We start from the raw sequence: 21,113 nt of genomic DNA on the forward strand, positions 1-21,113 counted from the left end.
GCAGGGCGGGCGGTCCGGGCAGCGGTCGGGGACATGTCAGTCCTGATCACGCGTGCCTGTTGCGGCGCGCGCGCCAGATCACGAGGGCGACGATGACGGCGAGCGCGGCGACCGCGATGACCCAGGTGAACGAGGCCTTGTCGGCGGCGTCGGGGCCGAGCCCCTCGGTCGTCTCGGCGGCCTCGCCCGGGGCGATGGCGGGCGGTTCGGCGCCGTCGCCGAAGACCCAGCCCTCGACATCGCCCGCGCCCGGCTCGGCGTCCGCGCCGCCTACGGGCGAGTACGACCACTCGGCGTCGCCGGCGTCGGCGCGCCAGTACGACCAGTACTCCTTCGCGGGAGGCGCTCCCCCGCAGTCGGATTCGGGGAGTTCGTCGATCCGGCACACCATCCCGCGGATCGAGGCGACCTCGGTGACGGAGAAACCGGCCCTGACGAGTGCGTCGAGCCCGTTCGCCGGTTCCTCGGCGCACCCGGTCTCGGGTTCGGAAGCGAGCGCCCCGAAGTCGACCACGACGGTGACATCGAGGCAGCCGTCGTTAGCGGCGGCGGGCGCGGCGGGAAGCACGAAGAGGGCGGTGAGAAGGGCGGCCGCGAACGCGGCCAGGCGGCGGATCGTCGGTGAGGCGGGTCGCCGCCCCGCGAGGTCGGGTGTGTCGGACCCCGACGCCCCCGAAACCAAGGGTCCCATCGGGGTACGACACCCGAGCGGGAGCGGGAGGGAAGCGCGCAGGCAGCGCCCGCCTTCGCGGCGGGCGCTGCCTGGGTCGCGTTCGCTTCGGGTCACGTGCCGACTATTGCTTGTCGGTGTCGTCGTCCGCAGTCGGTTCCCCCGACTCGCCCTTGGGCTCGTCCGTAGCCGCAGGGGACTGGGCGTCGGCCACGGCGTCGGCCTTCTCCTCGGCCGCAGCGTCACCGCCGCGGCGGGACTTCAGGACGAACGCGATGATGAGCGCGGCCAGCACCACTACGGCGGCGCCGATCGCCCACGGCAGCCACGAGGCCGAACCCTCGTCCTCGGCGGCGTCGGTCGTCTCGCCAGTGCCCTCGCCGCCGGCGTCGGCGCTCTCGCAGCCGGTGCCCGGCAGCGCGCCCTCGATGCCCGTCGCGTCCAGGTTCGCGAGGTCCTGGCCCGCGAGCGGCACGATCGCCTGCGCGGTCGCGAGCAGGCGCGAGGCCTCCCCGAACTCGGGGTCCTCCGGGTTGGTGTACATGATCGCGCCCGGCTGCTCAGAGGCGCAGTCGAACTGCAGCGTCAGCAGGAACGCGACGGCGCTCTTTGCGGCCTCCGCGCTGCCGGCCGCCAGGAACGCCTGCGCGGCCATCGCGGTCGAGTTCGCGTTCTCGCCGAACCCGTTGTCGAACCCGCCGGACTCGCCCTGCGCGCCCTCGAGCCACGCCACCGCCGACGCCAGCGGCTCGGCAGCCGCGTCGCCGAGCGTCACCAGAGCCGAAGCGACCAGGCCGGTCGTGTCAGGGTCGGAGACGCAGTCGTCCCCGCCGTCGACGTCGGCGTAGTTGAACCCGCCGTCAGGGCACTGCACCGCGGCCAGGCCGGCGGCGGCCTCGGCGCCCGCCGGGGCGTCGGTGCGGGAGAGGCCGAGCACGGCCCACGCGGTGGACGGCGCGGTGCCGTCGCCGTAGGTGCCGTTCGCGGCCTGCGAGGCGGTGACCTCGTCGGCGAGGCGGATCTCACCGAAGTTCGTCGCGTCGCCGCCCGCGGTGGCGACGGCGTACATGACCTTCCCGGCCGCGCCCGCGTTCAGCGCGGGCTCGGTGGCGCCCTCGACGGCGGGGTACACGTACGGGCTCAGGGTCTCGTTGCTGTTCAGCCACTCCAAGGTGGCCTGCACCTGGTCGCCGCCGACACGGGCGGCCTCGAGGGCGATGACGGCGTCGAGCGAGGACGAGACGTCCCCGGCGTTCCAAGAGGTGCCGTCGGACTGGGCGGCCAGCCAGGACGCGGCGGCCTGGGCGGGCTGCGCGAACGGGGCCTCCTGGGCCTCAGCCGGTGCGGCGGAGGCGAAGACGGTGATGGGCACGACCGCGGCGGCGGCCAGCAGTCGGGCGGGCAGGTGGCGCAATTGCCTGACCTTTCCTTGAGCGAGTGGGGTCTTCGGGCAGGCGGCGGCGCCGCAAGCGCCTGTAGACCACGACAGGCGTTGACAATTCGGATGGGCGTCGGCGGGCATTCGGGCTCACGCGGGTGGACCGAGCGGATTGCAGGGGGTGCTCGGCATTGTTCGACCATGTCTGTAAAGCACAGCGAACCGCGACTACCGTTGCGGGTCAGCGCCGGCCTTTCACCGGACTTCCCCCGCCTGGCGCCTGTTCAGTTTGGGGTCATTCTCGCGGGTGGATTCGCTGGGTGTCAAGCCGACCGGTCGCACAGTGCAGCCGTTCACTCGCGCCACGCGAGTGAACTCCCGCCTTGCGGTTATTGACCCGTAGCACCGGGTGTCGATACGGTGCCAACGTGAGCAGAAATAAGAACGCCGATTTGGACAGAGTTCTGCGCGCTGCGACACGGGTCTTCCTGGAACGCGGATTCTCCGCCACCTCCATGTCGGACCTCGTCGCGGCGACCGGCATGAACCGCGCCGGGCTCTACGCCGCCTTCGGCTCCAAGCACCAGCTCTACATCACCGCGCTGGGCCGCTACCGGGAGGACACCGAGCCCGAGCTGCGCTCGATCGCCCACCGCGCCCTCGAGAAGAAGGAGGACGAGCGGACCGACGCGCCCCGCGTCGTCGCCGACCTCCTCGACGTCGTCGCCCGCCACTCCAAGGAAGGCGGCTTCGTCGTGCGCGCCGCGGTCGAACTCGCCGACGACCCCGCTACCATGCGCCGCGTCCAGGAGGCCTGGACCGAACTCGAACGCGATCTCGCCGCGATCCTGGCACGGGCGGTCGAGCGCGGCGAGATGGACCCCGCGGCCGCCCCCGACCGGCTGGCCCGCACCGTCCTCGTCTTCATCCAGGGAGCGCTCGTCCTCGGCCACGCCGACGAGGACGACCACCGCCTCGCCGACGCCGCCGCCGGGCTCGTCGGCCTCCTCGCCGCCTACAGGCCCTCGGCGACCGCGGAGGAGATCCGCAGCCAGGCCGCCGACGACGCCTTGCTCAACGAGTCGTAGCGGATCGGCTCTCCCGAGTCGAGCAGCTTCTCGTACGGCGCCAGCAGGACCGAACGGGTCCGGGCCGCGAAGTGCCGCTGCACCGCAGGCAGGTCCACGTCCTTCCGGTGGGCGGGCATCGACACCACCGACACCGCCCCGCGCACCAGGTCCCGGCGGCCGGTCTGCTCCAAGTGGTCGAGCATCCGCGCCGCGGTCTCCGCCGAGTCGTTGCGGGCCGACATCGTCACCACCAGCTGGTCGGTCGCGTCGATCGCCGCCTGCCAGTTCGCCGCCCGCACGTTGTTGCCGGTGTCGACGACGATGAGCTTGTAGAAGCGCGACACCGCCTCCCGCAGGTCCCCGAACGACTGCGCGGTGAGCATCTCCCCGGCCGTCGCCGACTCGTCCGAAGCGAGCACGTCGAACATCGCGCCCCCCTGGGCGCGCACGTACTGCGACAGGTCGCCGATGCGCCCGGTCGGGCCCCGGAAGTGGTCGAGGTCCCGCAGCAGGTCGCGCACCGTGCGGACATGGAAGTCCTGCTGGGCGCGCATGCCCAGGGTCCCCTGCGTCTCGTTGTTGTCCCACGCGAGCACGTACCCGCCGCGGTGGCGGCCGAAGGTCATGGCGAGCATGAGGACCGCGACGGTCTTGCCCGCGCCGCCCTTCGGGTTGACGACGGTGATCTGGCGCAGGCCGCCGAAATTGCGGCGCACGGTATCGACGGCGCGCTGGCGCGCGCGTTCGCGCGGGCCGGGCGGGAGAGCCACCATGCCGAGGCTGAAGCGGTGCAGGGCGCCGCGCAGGCCGGTCTCGGCGACGGGCGGGCGCGGCGGCACGACCCGGCGGGACGAGAAGTCGTCGGCGGTGACGCCAATGCGCTCGAGCGCGCCCGTGTGGTCGGGGAAGACCGGGACCGGGACGTGCCGTGGAGCGGGCGCGGGCGGCGCGCCGACCTGGTGGTCGACGGGGACGGGCGGCACCTGCCAGCCCTCCTCGGCGGCCTCCTGCGGGACGGGCCAGCCATCACCGCCGGTCTGCGGCGCCTCGTACTGCGCCGGCGGGGCGTCGTAGGAGGCGGGACCGGGCACCGGGGTCGCGGGCGGCGGCGGGGCGCTGGGCACGTGGTCGCTCTGGCGCGGGTTGCGGATCGATTCGTGCCCGGCGCTGTAGGGCTGGTTCATGAGGTCCTCAGAGTCGTGCTGGTCCTGCACTTCCGAAGACGCGTGATACTGCTCGTTCACCTCGGGCGGGGCGCTGTGCCCATGGTTCGCGCCCGGCGGCGCGAACGGCGACCACCCTGGAGCATCCGGCCGGTGCAGAGGAACGGTGTCCTCTTCGGTGTGCTCCATCGGGCCTCCCAGCGCGCGGGTGCGCTCAGCGTCAGAGTGCGGTTACCCGACTATTGTGGCCCATACGCCTGTCATCGCGTGGGAACTCGGCTCGGCTCCCGGGTGCGGCCCTCACAGCAGTCGCGGCTGCTCAGGGCCGGAACGGTCTTGGGGCACCATCCCGAATGGACTGAAGAGCCCTTGGTCCACATCGGCCAGCAGCGGCGAGCCCCCGCCGGTGTGGCTGACGTAGGCGAGGTCCCGGGTGCGTCCGAGCGCGACGTACAGCTCGCGGCGGGCCGCGGCCGTGTTCGGCCAGTCCTCGGCGGTGACCCCGGTGAGGCACACGACCCGGAACTCGCCTTCGGCGGCTCGGGCGACGGACATGCCGTCGGGGCCGATCACCGCGAAGTCCTCGGGCGCGACACCGAGTTCGGCGAGCCGGTCGGCGAGGTCCTGGACGAAGCGCTTCTCGTCGTCGGCGTCCACGGCGAAGTACCGGCCGATCCCCGAGCCTTCGAGCGCGGGCCGCTCGGGCTGCACGAGCCGGCCGGGGACGCGGCTGATCGGCTCGATCACCTGCGAGGCGGCTACGAGCACCGCGGCCGGGCTGCGGTGGTTGCGGGAGAGGCGCATGACGTGCGCCTGCGGGAACTGCTCGGCGAAGGCCGCGAACGCGGCGGGCTCGCCGGTGCACAGCGCCGAGTCGGGGTCGCCGGTGGCGGTGATGTCCGCCTCGGCGCCGCGGTGCTCGGTGACCTGGCGGAACAGCCGCATCGGCATACGCGGCAGGTCGTCGATGAACACGTGGCCGAGCTCGGGCGGGCTCGCGGCGGCGAAGTCGTCGAACTCGGCGACGGTGATCGAGGCGGCCTCGCGGCCGATGAGCGCGCCGAGCTCGCGGCGGATACGGGCGGCGCCGGGTGCGGACGCGGCGAGGACCAGGCACTGGCGTGCGGGCACGCCCAGCTCCTGCACGAGGTAGGCGACCCGGTGGATGAGCAGGTGGGTCTTGCCGGTGCCGGGGGAGGCGTTGATGAGCAGCGGGCCGCGGCCCGCCGAGGCGGCCACGCGCTGCATCGCGTCCAGGGAGTCGAGCAGGCCCGCGCCGACCTCGTCCATGCCCGTGAGCAGGGGCGCGGACTCCAGCCACGGGTCAGGGGTCCGGGTCGTCAGCGCCGGTTCGGGCATGGGCACGGCTTCGCGGACGTACCTGGAGTGGTGGGACCGGTGCGAGCGGCGGCGCCGCTCGGCGGTGGTCCGCATGTCGGCGGAGAGCTCGAACAGCGGGGACGCCACCTGCGGTTGCTTGCGTTCATCAGGACGGCGCACCTATGCATCCTCGCAGACAGACGCCGCGCCCCCCGCAGGGGCTCCCGCCCCGGCGGGTCGCACCGCCGAGTCGGAACCACCCTCGCGTTCCGGGTCGCCCGGCCGTGCCGTCGGAAGTGCCGCGCGCTCGCATCCGAGGCGTCGCCGGTGCGCCCGTCGCAGCGCCGACCCCGCTCGGTGTCGGACCCTCCGCGTACGGTCATGGATAGGAGGCCTGCGCAAGGACAAATCCGGAATATCCGCCTTCACGTTCTCCACTGCCTCCTCGCCTCGAAGCCGCGCGGCACCGGCGGATCGCGCCGCGCCCGCGCCGACCGCGATCACCCTCCCGCGAACGGCGGGAGCACCTCGACCGTGACGCCCGCAGGGAGCACGGTCGCCGGGTCCTTCGCGGCCAGGCCGTCCACCAGCAGCGTCGACGCCGAGAGGACCTTGTCGAGCACCGGGCCGTGCCGCTGCCCGAGGACCGCCTTGAGCTCAGCGACGTCGGCGGCGGCCACCTGCTCCTCGCCTACCCCAGCGGCCGCTTTCGCGCCCGCGAAGTACCGCACGGTCACCACCGTCAGCCTCCGATCGCGGACATCGGGCGGGCCGGCTGCAGGAACGACGGGTCGTCGATGCCGTGCCCGGGGAGTTTGCCCCACATGGCCTCGCGCCAGCGCGCGCCGATCTCGGCGTCGCCGGCGCCGTCGCGCAGGAGCCCGCGCAGGTCGGTCTCGCCGCGCGCGAACAGGCAGTTGCGGACCTGCCCGTCGGCGGTGAGGCGGGTGCGGTCGCAGTCGCCGCAGAACGGGCGCGTGACCGAGCCGATGACGCCGACCTTCGCGGGTCCGCCGTCGACGAGCCAGGTCTCGGCGGGCGCGGAGCCGCGGTGGGCGGGGTCGGGGACCAGGTCGAACTCGGCCTTGAGGGCCTCGAGGATCTCGGCCGCGGTGACCATCTCGTCCCGGCGCCACACTCCGGCGGCGTCGAGCGGCATCTGCTCGATGAACCGCAGCTGGTAGCCGTGCGTGATGGCGAAGCGCAGGAGCGCGGGGGCCTCGGTGTCGTTGACGCCGCGCATGAGCACGGTGTTGAGCTTGACGGGCGTGAGCCCGGCGGTGGCCGCCCCTTCGATGCCGCGCAGGGTGGCGGCGAGGCGGTCGCGTTTGGCGAGTTCCTTGAAGGTGCCGGGGTCGAGGGTGTCGAGGGAGACGTTGACGCGGTCGAGTCCGGCTTCGACCAGGGGCGCGGCGAGGCGTTCGAGGCCGATCGCGTTGGTGGTCAGGGAGATCTCGGGGCGCGGTTCGAGGGCCGCGGCGGCGGCGACGATGCCGGGGAGGCCGGGGCGCAGCAGCGGCTCGCCGCCGGTGAAGCGGACCTCGGTGACGCCGAGGTCGCGGACGGCGATGCCGACGAGGCGCGACACTTCGTCGTCGGTGAGGAGCTCGGGTTTGGGCAGCCACGGGAGCCCGGCTTCGGGCATGCAGTACGTGCAGCGCAGGTTGCACCGGTCGGTGAGTGAGACGCGCAGGTCGGTGGCGGTGCGCCCGTGCCTGTCGCGCAGTCCGAGGGCCGCGGACGGTGCGTTCGCGGTGCCCTGGGTCGGAGTCGGTGCTGGCATGCGTCGAGCCTAGTTCGTCAATATGACAGTTTCGTAAAGTGAGACACGTTTCCCAGCAATTGGTCGCGGTAGGCGCGGCCGAAGAGAGTCGTGTGGACCAGGAGGGGGAAGAGCTGGTGGAGCGGGACTCGCGCCTCCCAGCCCGCCTCCAGGGCGTGCACCTCGGTGTACCCGTCGATGACCGCCTCGAACATGGGGACGCCGCCCCACATGCGCAGGTTCGCCAGGTCGGTCTCGCGGTGGCCGCCGTGCGCGGCCGGGTCGATGAGCCAGGCCTGCTCCTCGCCCCAGTGCACGTTGCCCCACCACAGGTCGCCGTGGGTGCGCGAGGGCGGCTCCTCGGGTCCGGCGAGCTCGGGGAGGCGCGCGGCCAGGGCCTCGATCGCGGCGACGTCGGCCGCGTCGAGCGCGCCGTTGTCGCGGGAGGGCTTGAGGTACGGCTCGATCCGCTTGGCGGCGTACCACTCCGCCCAGGTCTCGCCTGCGGGTTCGTTGTCCAGGAACGTCTCGCCGATGTAGCCGTGCCAGGGGGCGCCGAACCGCTCCGCGCCCGCGTCGTGCATGGCCGCGAGCTCGCGGCCGAGCGCCTCGGCGTGCTCGCGGGTGGGCTCGGCCGGCTCGATCCACGGCTCGACGAGCAGGCGGTCGTCGGCGTACAGGAGCGGGACGGTCGCCGGTGTCGCCTCGCGCAGCCACCGCAGCCCGTTGACTTCGGCCGTAAGGTAATCCGGCGGGGCGTGCTCGGCGAGCTTGGCGAACAGGTGGGAGCCGTCGTCGAAGGTGAGGCGCTGCGCGGTCGCCCGGCACGGGCGCGGCGTCGTCATGGGCATCGCGAAGTCGCTCGCCTTCACCGGGGTGGTGCGCACGCGCTGGTGCTCGATGAGCTCGGGCAGCAGCCGCAGGCGCTCGGTGTCGGGGGCTTCGTCCACGGACCTAATGTAGCGGAAGGCGAACGGGCTGACGGGCATGAAAAACTCTTCGTGTTGAACCCCTTTGCTCTGGAGGCACCATGCGTCGCACCGCCCGCTGGCTCACCGCCGTCAACACCCTCAGCGCCCCAAGGGTCACGGCCCAGCGCTCCCGCGTGGACGGCGTGTTCGACCGGATGGTCCACAAGGCCGAGCACCAGGCCGAGGCCGACTCCGCCGTGGCCAGGGAGTTCGTCGACTCCTACCGCTTCCTGATGCGCGAGGTCGCCAAGCAGGACACGCTCTCCATGGTCGGCTGGCAGGGCTTCATCGACGACCTCACCCGCCGCATGACCAACCACCTGCGAGTCGAGCGGCTCATCGCCGAGCACCCCGAGATCGCCGCCGAACCCATCGAGCGCCCCATCGTCGTGGTCGGCCTGCCCCGCACGGCCACCACCGTCACGCACAAGATCCTGATCCAGCCCGAGGGCACCCGGGCGCCGCTCATGTGGGAGCTCATGAACACCCACCGCGGCGACATCGACCCGAAGCTGCGCGACAAGCTCATCAGGGACGCCCAGACCATGGCGTCCCTCGCGAGCAAGGCCTCCCCCGTGTGGGACCTCATCCACCCGATGAACGCGCTGCAGCCCGAGGAGTGCGTGTTCGCGCTGCCGCACGGGTACCAGTTCATCACCCGCGCGACGATGCCCGCGTACCGCCGCTGGGTCGACGAGCGCGACTACACCGAGGACTACACGCACCTCAAGCGCGTCCTCCAGGTGCTGCAGTGGAAGCAGCCGCGCAAGCGCTGGGTGCTCAAGTCCCCGTTCCACCTGTTCAACCTCGACGTGCTGCTCAAGGTCTTCGACGACGCGACCATCGTGTGGATGCACCGCGACCCCTCCACCGTCATGGGCTCCTGGTGCTCCCTTGTGGAGACCGGGCGGGCGCTGCACCACCGCACCTACGACCCCTCGAAGATCGGCCCCGAATGGCTCGACATCTTCGGCAAGGGCGTCGCGCAGGCCCGCGCGGTGCGCTCGGCGGCCTCACGCGAACGCTTCGTGGACGTGCCGTACCACTCCTTCACCGCCGACCCGCACGGTCTGATGCCGAAGCTGTTCGCGCGCTTGGGGATTCCGTGGACCGAGAAGGAGGAGGCCAACCTCGAGCAGGTCCTGGCCCGCCCCGGGATGCGCCGCGCCCACGAGTACCACTTGTCGCGCTACGGCATCGAACTCGACGACGTCGAGGCCGCCTTCGGCGACTACGGCCGCCTCGGCTTCTAGCAAACTGAGACGCACGACACAGGGCCGATCCCTCGGGGACCGGCCCTGTTCTGTCATACCCGGCCGATACCTTCGAATCGGTCGGGCGGAGCGTCATGCGGGTGCCGCTCCCCCGACCGGCCGAACACGTTTCAGCCGAACTGCATAGGAGGTGGTTTCAGCGAGGAGGTACTAGCCCAACCGCTCGACCACGAAGTCGATCGCCTCGGTCAGCTTGGCCGCGTCCGAGGGGTCCACCGCCGGGTAGGTGGCGATGCGCAGCTGGTTGCGGCCCAGCTTCCGGTACGGCTCGGTGTCCACGACACCGTTGGTGCGCAGCACCTTCGCGATCTCGGCCGCGTCCACGCCCTCGAAGTCGATCGTGGCGACCACATTCGAGCGCAGCGCGGGGTCGACCACGAACGGGTTCGCGAACTCGCGGGAGTCCGCCCACGAGTAGATCGCCCCGGCCGACTCGGCGCAGCGCTTCGCGGCCGCGTCGAGACCGCCCGCGGCGTTGAGCGCGTCAACCTGCTCGGCGGCGAGCACCACGGTCGCCACCGCGGGAGTGTTGTACGTCTGCTCCTTGCGCGAGTTGTCGATCGCGGTCTTCAGGTCCAGGAACGCCGGGATGTACCGGCCGGACGCGGCGATGCGCTCGGCGCGCTCGATCGCGGCCGGGCTCATGATCGCGATCCACAGGCCGCCGTCTGAGGCCAGGCCCTTCTGCGGCGCGAAGTAGTAGCAGTCGGTCTCGGTGAGGTCCACCGGCAGGCCGGCCGCCGCGGAGGTCGCGTCGTGCAGCATGAGCGCGCCCTCGTGCGCGACGCGCTTGACGTCGACGGCCACACCGGTCGAGGTCTCGTTGTGCGGGGTGGCGTACGCGTCGACGCCGTCCTCGAAGGACAGGTACGCGGCCGTGCCCGGCTCGGCGGTCACGATCGTCGGCTCGCCCAGGTGCGGGGCGATCTTGATGGCCTTGGCGAACTTCGAGCCGAACTCGCCGAAGCTGGCGGCCTGCGCCCGGTCCTCGATGAGGCCGAACACGGCGACCTCCCAGAACGCGGTCGCGCCGCCCACGCCGAGGACGACCTCGTAGCCCTCGGGCAGCGAGAAGAACTCGGCCAGCCCGGCCCGCAGGCGCCCGACCTCGGCCTTGACCGCCTTCTGGCGGTGGGAGGTGCCCATGACGGACCTGCCCAGTCCGGACAGCGCGCTCATCGCCTCGGACGGCACCTTGGAGGGGCCGGAGCCGAAGCGCCCGTCGGCGGGCAGCAGCTCTGCGGGGATGGTGATCGGGTCGGTCACTGTCGGCTCCGTTCTGGTCGGTCCTGGGCTCACTGTAAACCCGCGAGCCAGCGCCGCAGCTCCCTGGTCCAGCCCCGGCCGCCAACTGGGATCCCTCGCACACCCGCGTCCGACGCCTCGGCCGACCGCGACCCGCCCGTCCCCGATGGGATCCCGCGCGCGAGCGCCAGCGTTCGGCCCGCGGGTGGGACGTGACGAGGCCGGGGCCTCGCCGAGCTCGTGTGCCCCGAATCTCGTCGAATGGCGCCGAGCCTCGCGCGTGCCCAACGGATTGTCGTACCCACCAGGCACTATCGATTCGGGGGCGCTTCACGATGCCCGATTTGCGCAGACCCGCCGAGAACCGCCCAAGGCCGCCGCGCGATCTATCCGAGCCGTCGCCGACTCCGCCGCCGCTACGTCGCCAGGGACCAGCCTGCCGGGGCGTCGCCGCCCGGCTCGGCCTCGGCCGTCCACAGCTCGCCGTCCGCCGCGACCGCCCAGAACCGCAGCGCGCCGTCCGAACCGAACGCCGCCGCCGGGCGCTTCACCAGCGTGATGTCGCCCCGCGTCCACGGCCGCGACAGCAGCCCGAACGCGCCCTCACCGGCCTCCAAGTCCGCCAGTCCGAGCACCAGCACCGCCGGTGCTCCCGTCCCGTCGTCGCACGCCACCGCGAGCGCGCCCTCCGGGCCGATCGCGAGCGCCGGCGCCAGCACCCCGCCCTCGAGCGGCACGCGCACACCCGTCCAGATCTCGCCGCGTCCGATGTGGAGCGCCACATCGCTGCACCCGCCCACACGCGAAGCGAGCACGATCCGCCCGTCGGGCGCCTGCACGGCGACGACCGCGCTGGCGGGCGGGAAGAACGGCAGGTCCTCGGGCCCGGGCAGGTCGAGCATCCGGGTCGTCCAGTCGACCCCGTCGCCTTCCCAGACCGCCACGTTGTCGGGGGTCGCGGCGATGATCGTGAAGGCGCCGTCCAAGGCCAGCGCGGCCGGTGCGTCGTGCACGGCCGGGCCTTCGAGCCGCGCCCAGTCGGCCCACTCCCCGCCTTCGGGCCGCACGCGCACCGCGAGGCCGCCGTCCGGGTCGCGCACGCACGCGAGCGACGTGCGGCCGTCGTCGGCCCCGGCGACCTGCCCGACGATGCGGGCGCCCGGGCCGGTCCCATTCGGGTTGCCGAGCAGCTGCCACTGGCCGGAGACCAGGTCGTAGCAGTGGACGTCGCGCACATGGGTGGCCGGATCGTGGGTGTGCTCGGCGCTGATCGCGTAGACCTTCGTGCCGGCGAGGTCGAGCGAGGGGAGCGTGTCGGGCCCGCCGAGGTCTTCCCAACCGTCGTCGCCGAGCACTTGGAGAGTGTTGTCGCGCACGGTGACCGGGCGGATGAGTCCGTCGACCTCGGCGGTGGCGAGGGCCGCGGTGTAGCGCGGGTGGGTGGCGTGGCCGTAGGTGGTGCCCGCGCCGGGACCGGCGATGAGGCGGTCGCCGCAGCCGCTGGGCAGGTCGCAGTCGGCGCCGTCGTTCCAGGAGTAGACGTCGAGCGCGCGGCCCTTGGGGGCGAGGTCGGCTTCGCCGAGGTTGCCGGGCCAGCGGCGGTTGTAGTAGCCGCGCCAGGACTCGACGGTGCGGGCCGCGCCCCAGGCGCGCACGGCCTCCCAGGCGAAGAGGGCGGCGGCGGTGTGGTCGATGTGGTCGGAGTAGCCGGGCTGCTCGGCACCCAGCCGCTCGCCGGTGATCGGGTCGGGGTCGGGGTCGAGGGTGTTGACGACGACGGGCCGGTACCGGTCAAGGAGTTCGAGGAGGGTGGCCTGCACCGTCGTGCGGTCCACGGTGGACTCGGCGGTGAGCGGCGAGTCGGCCGGGGGCAGGATCAGGGAGTCGTCGAGGCGGCCTTCCCACAGGGCAAGGAGCCGGGTGAACTCGCCGGTGATGCGCCCGAGGTTCGTCCACAGTGAGCAGAAGACGACATGCACTTCGGGCTTGTCGCGCAGGACGCAGAGTTCGACGTCCTGGCCGGATTCGAGCGGGGCGAGGTAGCGGTCCCAGGGCGCGTCGGGGTCGCCGAGGGCGAGGGCGGCGTAGGCGCGGCGCAGGCCGTTGTTGCGCGCGGCGGCGTACCCGGCGAAGTCGGCGGGGGCTTCGGCGTCCCAGCTGTTGCGCCCGTCGGCTTCGCCCGCGGTGAGCACGACGGTGCAGAGCCCGGCGCCGTCGTCGAGGACGCGGGCGACGCGCGGGTTGACGAAGTAGAGGCAGTCGTCGGGGTGGGCGACGATCTGCATGTGGATCGGGCCGCCGCGCACCGGCTCGGGGAAGGCGCCGCCGCCGGAGGCCTCGCGGAGCGACCAGGCGCTCTCGGCGGCCGCGGCGGTCACGGCCAGCCCGGCGACGCCGCCGACCAAGAGGTCGCGGCGGCGCAGCGGCAGGTGCCGGGGGGAGGACATGGGGCGTCCCGTTCGGGTGGTGTGGGTGTTCGATCGGCCGCCGGCGGGAGGGAGAGCGTCGCCGCGACCGGTCGATCGTAACCCGAACGCGCGCAAACGAGACGCGCGGACCATTCCGAGTATGCAAAAGCGGCCCGGGTCACCCCTGGCGGGGTGAAGCGGGCCGCTTCGAGCTTCGGCTTACTGCTGCCAGCCCTCGACCTCTTCGGGCTTGCGGGGGCCGGGGCCGACGTAGGTCGCGGACGGGCGCACGATCCGGCCGAGCTTCTTCTGCTCGAGGATGTGGGCACTCCAGCCGGCCACGCGGGCGCAGGTGAAGATCGGGGTGAATAGCTCGGCGGGGACCTCGGCGAAGTCGAGGAGCACCGCGGACCAGAACTCGACGTTGGTGGCGAGCACGCGGTCGGGCTTGCGGGCCTTGAGCTCGGCCAGGGCGGCCGACTCGAGCGCCTCGGCGACCTCGTAGCGGGGGGCGCCGAGTTCCTTGGCGGCGGCGCGGAGCACGCGCGAGCGGGGGTCCTCGGCGCGGTAGACGCGGTGGCCGAAGCCCATGAGGCGCTCGCCGGAGTCGAGGAGGTTCTTGACGTACCCCTCGGCGTCGCCGGACTTCTCGACCCCTTCGATCATGTGGAGGACGCGCGAGGGGGCGCCGCCGTGGAGCGGGCCGGAGAGCGCGCCGATGCCGGAGGAGATCGCGGCAGCGGCATCGGCGCCGGTGGAGGCGACGACGCGGGAGGTGAAGGTGGAGGCGTTCATGCCGTGCTCGGCGGCCGACATCAGGTAGGTGTCGACGGCCTTGACGTGGGCCGGGTCGGGCTCGCCGCGCCAGCGGCGCATGAACCGCTCGGTGATGGTGCCGGCCTTGTCGATCTCCGACTGGGGCACGGCGGGGCGGCCGGAGCCGCGGGCAGACTGGGCGATGAACGACAGCGTGGTGACCGACACGCGGGCGAGATCGTCCCGGGCGGTCTCGTCGTCGATGTCGAGCAGCGGCTGGAGGCCCCAGTAGGGGGCGAGCATGGCGACCGCGGCTTGGGCGTCGACGCGGGTGTCGCCGGAGGAGACGGGCACGGGCACGGGCTCGGCGGCGGGCAGGCCGTTGCCGAACTTGCCGTCGACGAGGAGGCCCCATACGTCGCCGTAGGTGCTCTGGCCGACCAGGTCCTGGATATCGACGCCGCGGTAGCGGAGCGATCCACCCTCTTTGTCAGGCTCGGCGATCTCGGTTTCGAAGGCGATGACGCCCTCGAGGCCGGGCTTGAACTCAGACATCGTTGTACTCCTGAGTGTGTTGTCCCTGTGGTTGCCGACCGGGGGCTTCCGGGAGGCGACGGTTCGTAGTTATCTGGAAATGGTGCCTCAATGCGATGGCGGACGGAAGTGGCCACGGGCCGGGGGTGATCCTGAACAGCGGTACAGAAGGTGCGCAAAATGTGAGACAACAATCGTGAGCTTAGTAGTTTGTCCTATTTTGACGTTTTCGTTGGGAGGGTTTCAATAATGGAACTTGTGGGTTTCAACGGTTTCCTGCGATCTCGCCCACATCTATACGGGTGCCGCAGGTCATTGGACATGAGCTAACGTCAAAGCACATCCCGCCCACCGATAACGACACGGAGGTACCCCCTATGGCGCTGTCCGGCGAGCAATGGGTGATCGCCTACAACGACCACGAGGCCACCATCGTCGCTGTCGGCGGTGGCGTGCGCTCGTACTCCTACCGCGGCCGCCCGGTCGTCATGTCCTACGGGGACGAGGAACTCGCCCCCGGCTGGTCCGGCCACGTCCTCGCGCCCTGGCCCAACCGCACCCGCGACGGCAAGTACGCCTACGACGGCACCGAGTACCAGCTCCCGATCAACGAGATCGAGACCAACACCTCGCTCCACGGCTTCGTCGCCTGGGCCGAGTGGACCGCCGTCGACGTCACCGAGACCTCCGTCACCCTCGAATGCCGACTGCCCGCTCGCCTCGGCTACCCGTGGACGCTGCAGCTGCGTACCCGCTGGTCCGTCGGCCCCCAGGGCCTGCGCGCCGCCCACACCGTGTCCAACCCCGGCACCAAGACCGCCCCCTTCGGCCTGGGCACCCACTCCTACCTCATCCCCGGCTCCCTCGAGCGGATCGACGAGGCCACCCTCCACGTCCCGGCCGCCAAGAAGCTCAAGCTCGACAAGCAGAGCATCCCCGTCGGCTCCGGCCCCGCGGACTTCGATGACCCGACCGTCCTCAAGGACCTCGTGATCGACGACTGCTACGGCGACCTCAAGCGCGGCTCCGACGGCAAGGCCGAAGTGCGCCTCGCCGACCCGGTCTCCGGCCAGTCCGTCACCGTGTGGATGGACGAGTCCTTCGGCTGGGTCCACATCTACACCGCGGACGGCCTCGAGGGCGACCGCAAGCGCGGCTCCGTCGCGATCGAGCCCACGACCTGCCCGCCGAACGCCCTCGCCACCGGCGAGGACCTGATCGAGCTCTCCCCGAGCGAGGCCTGGTTCGGCGTCTGGGGCATCCGCCCCGAGTAGTACCGCCGCGAAACGCGAGACGAGGGACCGCCCCGACCGGGGCGGTCCCTCGTCGCATATGAGCGTCCATCGCGGACGACACGCCGTGTTTTCCACAGGCCGAACCCGAGTCCCGATCATCTTGTGCCCCAATGCTGCCTGAATTATCCGATAAGCCGGAAGTTATCCACAGCCGGAAAATTGCTCCTTGCCGACCTGTCGCGACATCGGTCACCGTTACTGAAAGACACGCGAACACCACGGACAGTAGGAGCAACAATGGCCGCGACACTCCACAACACCACGATCACCGCCGCCCCCGCCGCCGAATCCCTCCTCGTCACCACCGACGACCGCCTCGCCGACGCCATCACCCCACTCGCCGCCACCGCCGGCCACCCGCTCCGCCGCATCCGCCACCCCCACGACGCCGCCACCGACTGGCAGCGCGCCCCACTCGTCCTCGTCGGCCCCGACCTCGGACCCGAATGCATCGCCTGCGACTTCCCCGCCCGCGGCCCGATCCTCCTCTGCACCACCATGTCCTGGCTCGGCGGCGACACCGACGACACCTCACTCCTATGGCCCATGGCCATCCAGATGAACGCCACCAGCGTCGTCGCCCTCCCCGACGCCAACGACTTCCTCACCGACCTCCTCATCCGCACCGTCCGCGACACCGAACCCGCACCCGTCATCGCCACCGTCGCCGGCCACGGCGGCGCCGGCGCCTCCACCCTCGCACTCGCCGCCGCCACCGACGCCGCCCGCGACGGCCGCACCACCGTCCTCATCGACCTCGACCACACCGGCGGCGGCATCGACACCGCCGCCGGCCTCGCCGCCCAACCCGGCTGGCGCTGGCCCTCCCTCGCCGCGGGCACCGGCCCGCTCGACCCCGAACGCCTCCTCGGCGGCCTCCCCAAACGCGGCGGCCTGCACCTCGTCGCCCCCGACCCGCGCAACCCCTCCGAAGTGCCCGCCGCAGCCTTCGACCGGGTCCTGCGGGCCGCCCGCCTCGCCGCCGACCTCGTCATCGTCGACCTGCCGCGCACCCGCACCGACGCGTCCGCATCGGCCGCCGTCGCCGCCCGCACCATCGCGGTCGCCATCGGACCCGGCTCGCGCTCTTGGGAAGCCGCCCGCAGCGTCACCGCCGCCTACGGCCTCCACAGCGCCCACATCGGCGCGGTCCTGCGCGGCGACGCCGAACGGTGCCCACCGGGCGTCACCTGGGACGGCCCGCGCGAAGCCGACTGGCACGAACCGCCAGTGTGGGGCCGCGTCCCCACCGACCGGCGCCTCCCGGCCCTGCTCCGCCAAGGCCGCCTGCCACGCGGCCGGGCCGGACGCGGCATCCGCGACCTCGCCAAGACACTCGCCGAACCTCGACCGCGAGGCGAACTGGCCCTTCCTGACCGGACCGGAGCGGCCCGATGAACCTCGCCCTCCTCACCCGCGTCCGCCGCCAACTCGCCGCCCAGGCCGAACCGGGCGCGAACCGCGGCCGCACCCGCGGCTGGACCCACCGCTCCGCCAAGGCCGACATCGTGAAAGCCCTCTGCGCCGCCGGCGCCGCACCACCCGACCAGGCCTCACTCCTCCAACTTTCGGCGGCCCTGAGCGACGACCTCGTCGGCGCGGGCCCGCTCCAGCCGCTGCTCGACGACCCCGACGTCACCGACGTCGTCGTCAACGGCACCAGCGGCGTCTGGGCCGACCGCGGCGAAGGCCTCCAGCCCGCACCGGTCCGCCTCGACCGCCCCGAGACGATCCGCGCCCTCGCCTGCCGCCTCGCCGCCGCGGCCGGCAGGCGCCTCGACGCCGGAAGCCCGTACGCCGACGTGCGACTGCCCGACGGCACCAGATTCCACGCGGTACTCGCCCCGATCGCGGCCTCCGGCCCGTACCTGTCCTTCCGCACCCACCGGTCCAAGGCGTTCACGCTCACGCAGCTGGTGGAGGCGGACACGCTGACCGCGAGCATGGCCGACCTGCTGCTGCGCATCGTGAAAGCCCGGCTCGCCTTCGTCGTAACGGGCGGCACCGGGACCGGCAAGACGACACTCCTGGCGAGCCTGCTCTCCCACGCGCCCAAAGAAGAACGCATCGTCATCGTCGAAGACGCCGCCGAACTCGCTCCGGACCACCCGCACACGCTCACGCTCGAAACCCGCCCGGCGAACATCGAAGGCGCTGGCGCGGTCGACCTGGCCGCCCTCGTCCGCCAGTCGCTGCGCATGCGACCGGACCGGATCGTCGTGGGCGAGTGCCGTGGAGCCGAGGTGATCGAACTCCTCGGCGCATTGAACACCGGCCACGAAGGCGGCGCGGGCACGTTGCACTGCAACGCCGCCGCCGATGCACCGGCGCGCCTCGAAGCGCTCGCGCTCCCGCACGGGCTGCCGCGCGAAGGCCTCCACGCCCAGCTCGTGGCCGCACTCCGCGTCATCATCCACCTGCGACGCAACGGCACCGGCCGCCAAGTCGCCGAGATAGCCCTGATCGAAACCGGCGACGCCCGAACTCGCCAACTGACCGTCTCCACGGCCTGGACCCGCCACGGCCCGGGACCGAGCGCAGGCATCCTCGAACGCCTCCTGAAGGAGCGCAACGCATGAGCAGCTGGAACATACGACCGTCTCAGCCCCGGTCGCAGGCAGCCTGCGACCCATGCACCAGCGCCGGTGGCGACGGCGGCCGTGCCGCTGACGGGATTGACTCGAGCCAGCCCGCGTGGTCGCCTGCGCCGGGGTCCACCCCGAACCGGCTCGCCCCGGCCAGCGCCGTGGCTGCATTCCGACTTGCGGCACTCGCTTCGCCAGCAGCCCGAGGCATGCAGCGCCCGGCCACAACCAATCGACCGCGCGCCTCGCATCAGGCACGACCGCAGCGAAGTCGCAACGCCCGCATGTCAGCCTCGCTGCCTGCGGGAGTGCACCGAATGACCGCCGCAGAGCCGCCACCGAACACAAGGGAGCACTGCCCATGATCGCCACCGCATTCGCTCCGCTACCCGAACGCCGCCGCTGCAGGACCGTCGCCGATCACCGTCTCGGCACCGTGCAACGACACAGCGCAAACCGCAGCCCGGCGCGACGCCTGCCGCACTGCGGAAGGCGGCACCGCATCACCGCCTTCCCCAACGCGCTTGCGCTGCCGCCGGAGCGCCGACGCTGCAGCACCGTCCCCGCCAGCGCGACCACTCGCCTGGAATCAGCCTGCTCGAAACGCCGCCCACATGGCCGGTCACCACGGCATGCGGCAACGCGAATCGTCGCCCGCGGCCACACCGACAACCCGATGAAGGGAGGCACCGCATGACCGCCGTCGCCATCGCACTCGTCACCCACCGGCCGAAGACCGCCGCTTCGATCACCGCACTGCTCACCGCAGCTCTCGCCGCCTGGCTCGCCGGATACCGCCATGACGGCGGCCTCGGGCCGCTCGCAGCAGCGACCGCCGCGGCGGTCACCGCGATCTACACCGCCGCCGCGGTCATCGCCTGGCATCTCACCCTGCACCGCAAACGACTCCGCGAAGCCCGCAGGGCAGCCGCCGACACCGTCGCCTACCTGGCGGCCGACCTCGCCGCCGGGACCGATCCGGCCCGGGCAGTCGCCGCCGCCGAACCCGAATGGCCCGCCGAAGCCACCGCCACCGCGCGCCGCCTCCGGGCCGCACTCCGCATCGCCGCCGAACTCGGCGCACCCGCCGCGGAACTCTGTCGCAGGCTCGCCGACCACCTCCGCGACGACGACCAAGCGGCCGCCCGCGCCGGGGCCCAAACCGCCTCGATCCGCGCCACCGCCGCGCTCCTCGTCGCCCTGCCCGTCGCCGGAGTCGCACTCGGCGAGGTCGCGCTCGGCGTCGAAGCCGTCGCGTTCCTCTTCGCCAGCCCCGCCGGCATCGGCGCGGCCGCGACCGCGATGGGTCTCCAAGCCGCCGGCCTCGCCTGGACCGGCGCACTCATCAACGCCGTCACACCGAGGAGCTCCTGATGCCGCGCAAACTCATCGGCCCGCTGGCAGGCGTCGCCGCCGCCATCGCGATCGGGGGCGTCACCGGCATCATCGCGGGATTCGCCGCCTGGTGGATCACCGCCCGCCTCCTCCGCGCCGACCCGGACCGCGCTGAGCGCAACGCCGCCGAACGGCTCGCCCCGTCCTGGCCCTGGACGCTCGACCTCCTCGCCGCATGCATGCGCGCCGGGACGCCCTTCCCGCAGGCCGCGTTCGCCGTCGCCGAAACCGACGACCCCGCGATAGGCGAACGCCTCAACCGCTTCGCCGGAGCGATCCACCTCGGCGCCACCGCCGCCGAAGCCCTCCCGGAACTCGGCAGGCTCCCCGGAGCCGCACGCCTCGCCCGCCAACTCGACCGGTCCGGCGACTCCGGCGCCGCCATCGCCGCGGGCCTCGAGCAACTCGCGACCTCGCTCCGATCAGAACTCCGCACCCGCACCGAAGAACGCGCCGGACGCGCCGCCGTGGCCCTCGTCGGTCCACTGTGCCTGTGCTTCCTGCCCGCGTTCGGCGTCGCCGGCATCGGCCCGGTGGTGCTCGGCATCGTCACCGAGACCCTGGCCTCCGGCCTCTGACCAACCGACCCCGGGCAACACCGCCCGGAAACCGAAGAGAGGAAACCGCAATGCGCGCGAACACACACACCACGATGCCCCTCCCGACCCGCCGCGACCGCCGGGCACCGTCACGACCCGGCACCTGGAACGCCTCCTGCCGCCCCGAAAGCCGCAGGCAACCCGCCTGCCGACCCGGCGGCACCCACCCGCGACCCGCGTGCGGCCGGCACTGCGCCGGCAACCCGCCCGCCGCCACCGCAACCGACCACACCGAACCGCAACGCGACGAGACCATCCGAACCACCCCGGTATCTCAGAGCACCACGACCACCGCTCCACCCGCGCCGGAACCATCGCCCACACAGAAGGCCGCAACCCGACCTTGGTCACCCGGCTCGAACCGCAGCCGGACACCGATCACCGCAGGCCCTTCGAACCTCACCGGCGACCGGCCGCAACCCGCGAAACACCGCCCGAGCCCGAGACCGCGAGACGAATGGAGCCCCGGCCGCATGCGGGGCACCGTGAAACCCAGCTGGGGCGAACGCTTCGCCTCCCGCATGCGCGGCGAAAGCGGCATGAGCACCGCCGAATACGCGGTCGGCACCCTCGCCGCCGTGGCCTTCGCCGGCGTCCTCCTCAAAGTCCTCACTTCCGGCGCGGTCCAAGGCGCCCTGTCCGAGCTCATCGAACGGGCCCTGTCATGAGGAGCCGCCGAGCCGCACCC

The 21,113-nt window shown here is 72.4% G+C and carries 18 protein-coding genes; 8 read left to right on the forward strand and 10 right to left on the reverse strand.

Features of this window, described 5'->3' with window-relative positions; all coding sequences use genetic code 11:
- Positions 1 to 46: 46 nt before the first annotated feature.
- Together J5V16_RS15140 and J5V16_RS15145 are read right to left on the reverse strand one after the other, a co-directional pair.
- Positions 47 to 691: a hypothetical protein gene (locus J5V16_RS15140; RefSeq protein ID WP_208497261.1), complete on the reverse strand. Its 645-nt coding sequence runs from the start codon at positions 689 to 691 to the stop codon at positions 47 to 49.
- 103 nt (positions 692 to 794) lie between these two features.
- Positions 795 to 2,084, reverse strand: a complete 1,290-nt coding sequence (locus J5V16_RS15145; RefSeq protein WP_208497262.1) for a prenyltransferase/squalene oxidase repeat-containing protein — start codon at positions 2,082 to 2,084, stop codon at positions 795 to 797.
- 392 nt (positions 2,085 to 2,476) lie between these two features.
- Here J5V16_RS15145 and J5V16_RS15150 point away from each other — a divergent pair, with 392 nt between their 5' ends.
- Positions 2,477 to 3,136 carry a TetR/AcrR family transcriptional regulator gene (locus J5V16_RS15150; protein ID WP_208497263.1) on the forward strand — a complete coding sequence of 220 codons (660 nt, stop codon included), beginning with the start codon at positions 2,477 to 2,479 and terminating at the stop codon, positions 3,134 to 3,136.
- Here the strand turns inward: J5V16_RS15150 and J5V16_RS15155 are convergent.
- The 5 genes from J5V16_RS15155 to J5V16_RS15175 all read right to left on the reverse strand — a co-directional run bounded on the left by J5V16_RS15155 (position 3,064) and on the right by J5V16_RS15175 (position 8,313).
- The gene (locus J5V16_RS15155; RefSeq protein WP_208497264.1) at positions 3,064 to 4,470 is read right to left on the reverse strand and encodes a MinD/ParA family ATP-binding protein; all 1,407 of its coding nucleotides are present in this window, start codon (positions 4,468 to 4,470) and stop codon (positions 3,064 to 3,066) included. The genes J5V16_RS15150 and J5V16_RS15155 overlap by 73 nt on opposite strands.
- 111 nt (positions 4,471 to 4,581) lie before the next feature.
- Positions 4,582 to 5,781: a UvrD-helicase domain-containing protein gene (locus tag J5V16_RS15160; protein WP_208497265.1), complete on the reverse strand. Its 1,200-nt coding sequence runs from the start codon at positions 5,779 to 5,781 to the stop codon at positions 4,582 to 4,584.
- A 320-nt stretch (positions 5,782 to 6,101) separates the two neighbouring features.
- Positions 6,102 to 6,338, reverse strand: coding sequence for a MoaD/ThiS family protein (locus J5V16_RS15165; protein WP_307792979.1), 237 nt, complete (start codon positions 6,336 to 6,338; stop codon positions 6,102 to 6,104).
- Positions 6,339 to 6,343: 5 nt separating this feature from the next.
- Positions 6,344 to 7,384, reverse strand: a complete 1,041-nt coding sequence (moaA, locus tag J5V16_RS15170) for a GTP 3',8-cyclase MoaA (RefSeq protein ID WP_208497266.1) — start codon at positions 7,382 to 7,384, stop codon at positions 6,344 to 6,346.
- Positions 7,385 to 7,401: 17 nt separating this feature from the next.
- Positions 7,402 to 8,313, reverse strand: coding sequence for a fructosamine kinase family protein (locus tag J5V16_RS15175; protein ID WP_208497267.1), 912 nt, complete (start codon positions 8,311 to 8,313; stop codon positions 7,402 to 7,404).
- An 80-nt stretch (positions 8,314 to 8,393) separates the two neighbouring features.
- On the opposite strand from J5V16_RS15175, the gene J5V16_RS15180 reads away from it, so the two are divergent.
- On the forward strand, positions 8,394 to 9,587 hold the full coding sequence (locus J5V16_RS15180) for a sulfotransferase family protein (protein ID WP_208497268.1): 1,194 nt from the start codon (positions 8,394 to 8,396) through the stop codon (positions 9,585 to 9,587).
- A gap of 171 nt (positions 9,588 to 9,758) precedes the next feature.
- Here J5V16_RS15180 and serC read toward each other — a convergent pair whose 3' ends face one another.
- The 3 genes from serC to J5V16_RS15195 form a co-directional block, all read right to left on the reverse strand.
- Positions 9,759 to 10,874, reverse strand: a complete 1,116-nt coding sequence (gene serC, locus J5V16_RS15185; RefSeq protein ID WP_208497269.1) for a phosphoserine transaminase — start codon at positions 10,872 to 10,874, stop codon at positions 9,759 to 9,761.
- Positions 10,875 to 11,269: 395 nt separating this feature from the next.
- Positions 11,270 to 13,300 (reverse strand): PIG-L family deacetylase, encoded by a 2,031-nt coding sequence (locus J5V16_RS15190; protein ID WP_208497270.1) that lies wholly within the window; start codon positions 13,298 to 13,300, stop codon positions 11,270 to 11,272.
- A 180-nt stretch (positions 13,301 to 13,480) separates the two neighbouring features.
- Positions 13,481 to 14,572 (reverse strand): citrate synthase 2, encoded by a 1,092-nt coding sequence (locus tag J5V16_RS15195; protein WP_208497271.1) that lies wholly within the window; start codon positions 14,570 to 14,572, stop codon positions 13,481 to 13,483.
- Between the two features lie 356 nt (positions 14,573 to 14,928).
- On the opposite strand from J5V16_RS15195, the gene J5V16_RS15200 reads away from it, so the two are divergent.
- The 6 genes from J5V16_RS15200 to J5V16_RS15225 all read left to right on the forward strand — a co-directional run bounded on the left by J5V16_RS15200 (position 14,929) and on the right by J5V16_RS15225 (position 21,093).
- Positions 14,929 to 15,825 (forward strand): aldose 1-epimerase family protein, encoded by an 897-nt coding sequence (locus J5V16_RS15200; protein WP_208497272.1) that lies wholly within the window; start codon positions 14,929 to 14,931, stop codon positions 15,823 to 15,825.
- A 258-nt stretch (positions 15,826 to 16,083) separates the two neighbouring features.
- Entirely contained in the window at positions 16,084 to 17,244 is a 1,161-nt protein-coding gene (ssd, locus tag J5V16_RS15205; RefSeq protein WP_208497273.1) for a septum site-determining protein Ssd, read from the forward strand.
- Positions 17,241 to 18,425 carry a TadA family conjugal transfer-associated ATPase gene (locus tag J5V16_RS15210; protein ID WP_208497274.1) on the forward strand — a complete coding sequence of 395 codons (1,185 nt, stop codon included), beginning with the start codon at positions 17,241 to 17,243 and terminating at the stop codon, positions 18,423 to 18,425. Before ssd ends, J5V16_RS15210 begins: the two co-directional genes overlap by 4 nt.
- A 699-nt stretch (positions 18,426 to 19,124) precedes the next feature.
- On the forward strand, positions 19,125 to 19,805 hold the full coding sequence (locus J5V16_RS15215; protein ID WP_208497275.1) for a type II secretion system F family protein: 681 nt from the start codon (positions 19,125 to 19,127) through the stop codon (positions 19,803 to 19,805).
- Positions 19,805 to 20,404, forward strand: coding sequence for a type II secretion system F family protein (locus J5V16_RS15220; protein ID WP_208497276.1), 600 nt, complete (start codon positions 19,805 to 19,807; stop codon positions 20,402 to 20,404). The genes J5V16_RS15215 and J5V16_RS15220 overlap by 1 nt, the downstream gene beginning before the upstream one ends.
- Before the next feature lie 494 nt (positions 20,405 to 20,898).
- A complete protein-coding gene (locus J5V16_RS15225; protein ID WP_243901282.1) occupies positions 20,899 to 21,093 on the forward strand; it encodes a DUF4244 domain-containing protein in 195 nt (64 codons plus the stop codon).
- Positions 21,094 to 21,113 lie beyond the last annotated feature (20 nt).

The organism is Glycomyces niveus, from assembly GCF_017592475.1.
GTDB lineage: Bacteria > Actinomycetota > Actinomycetes > Mycobacteriales > Micromonosporaceae > Glycomyces > Glycomyces niveus.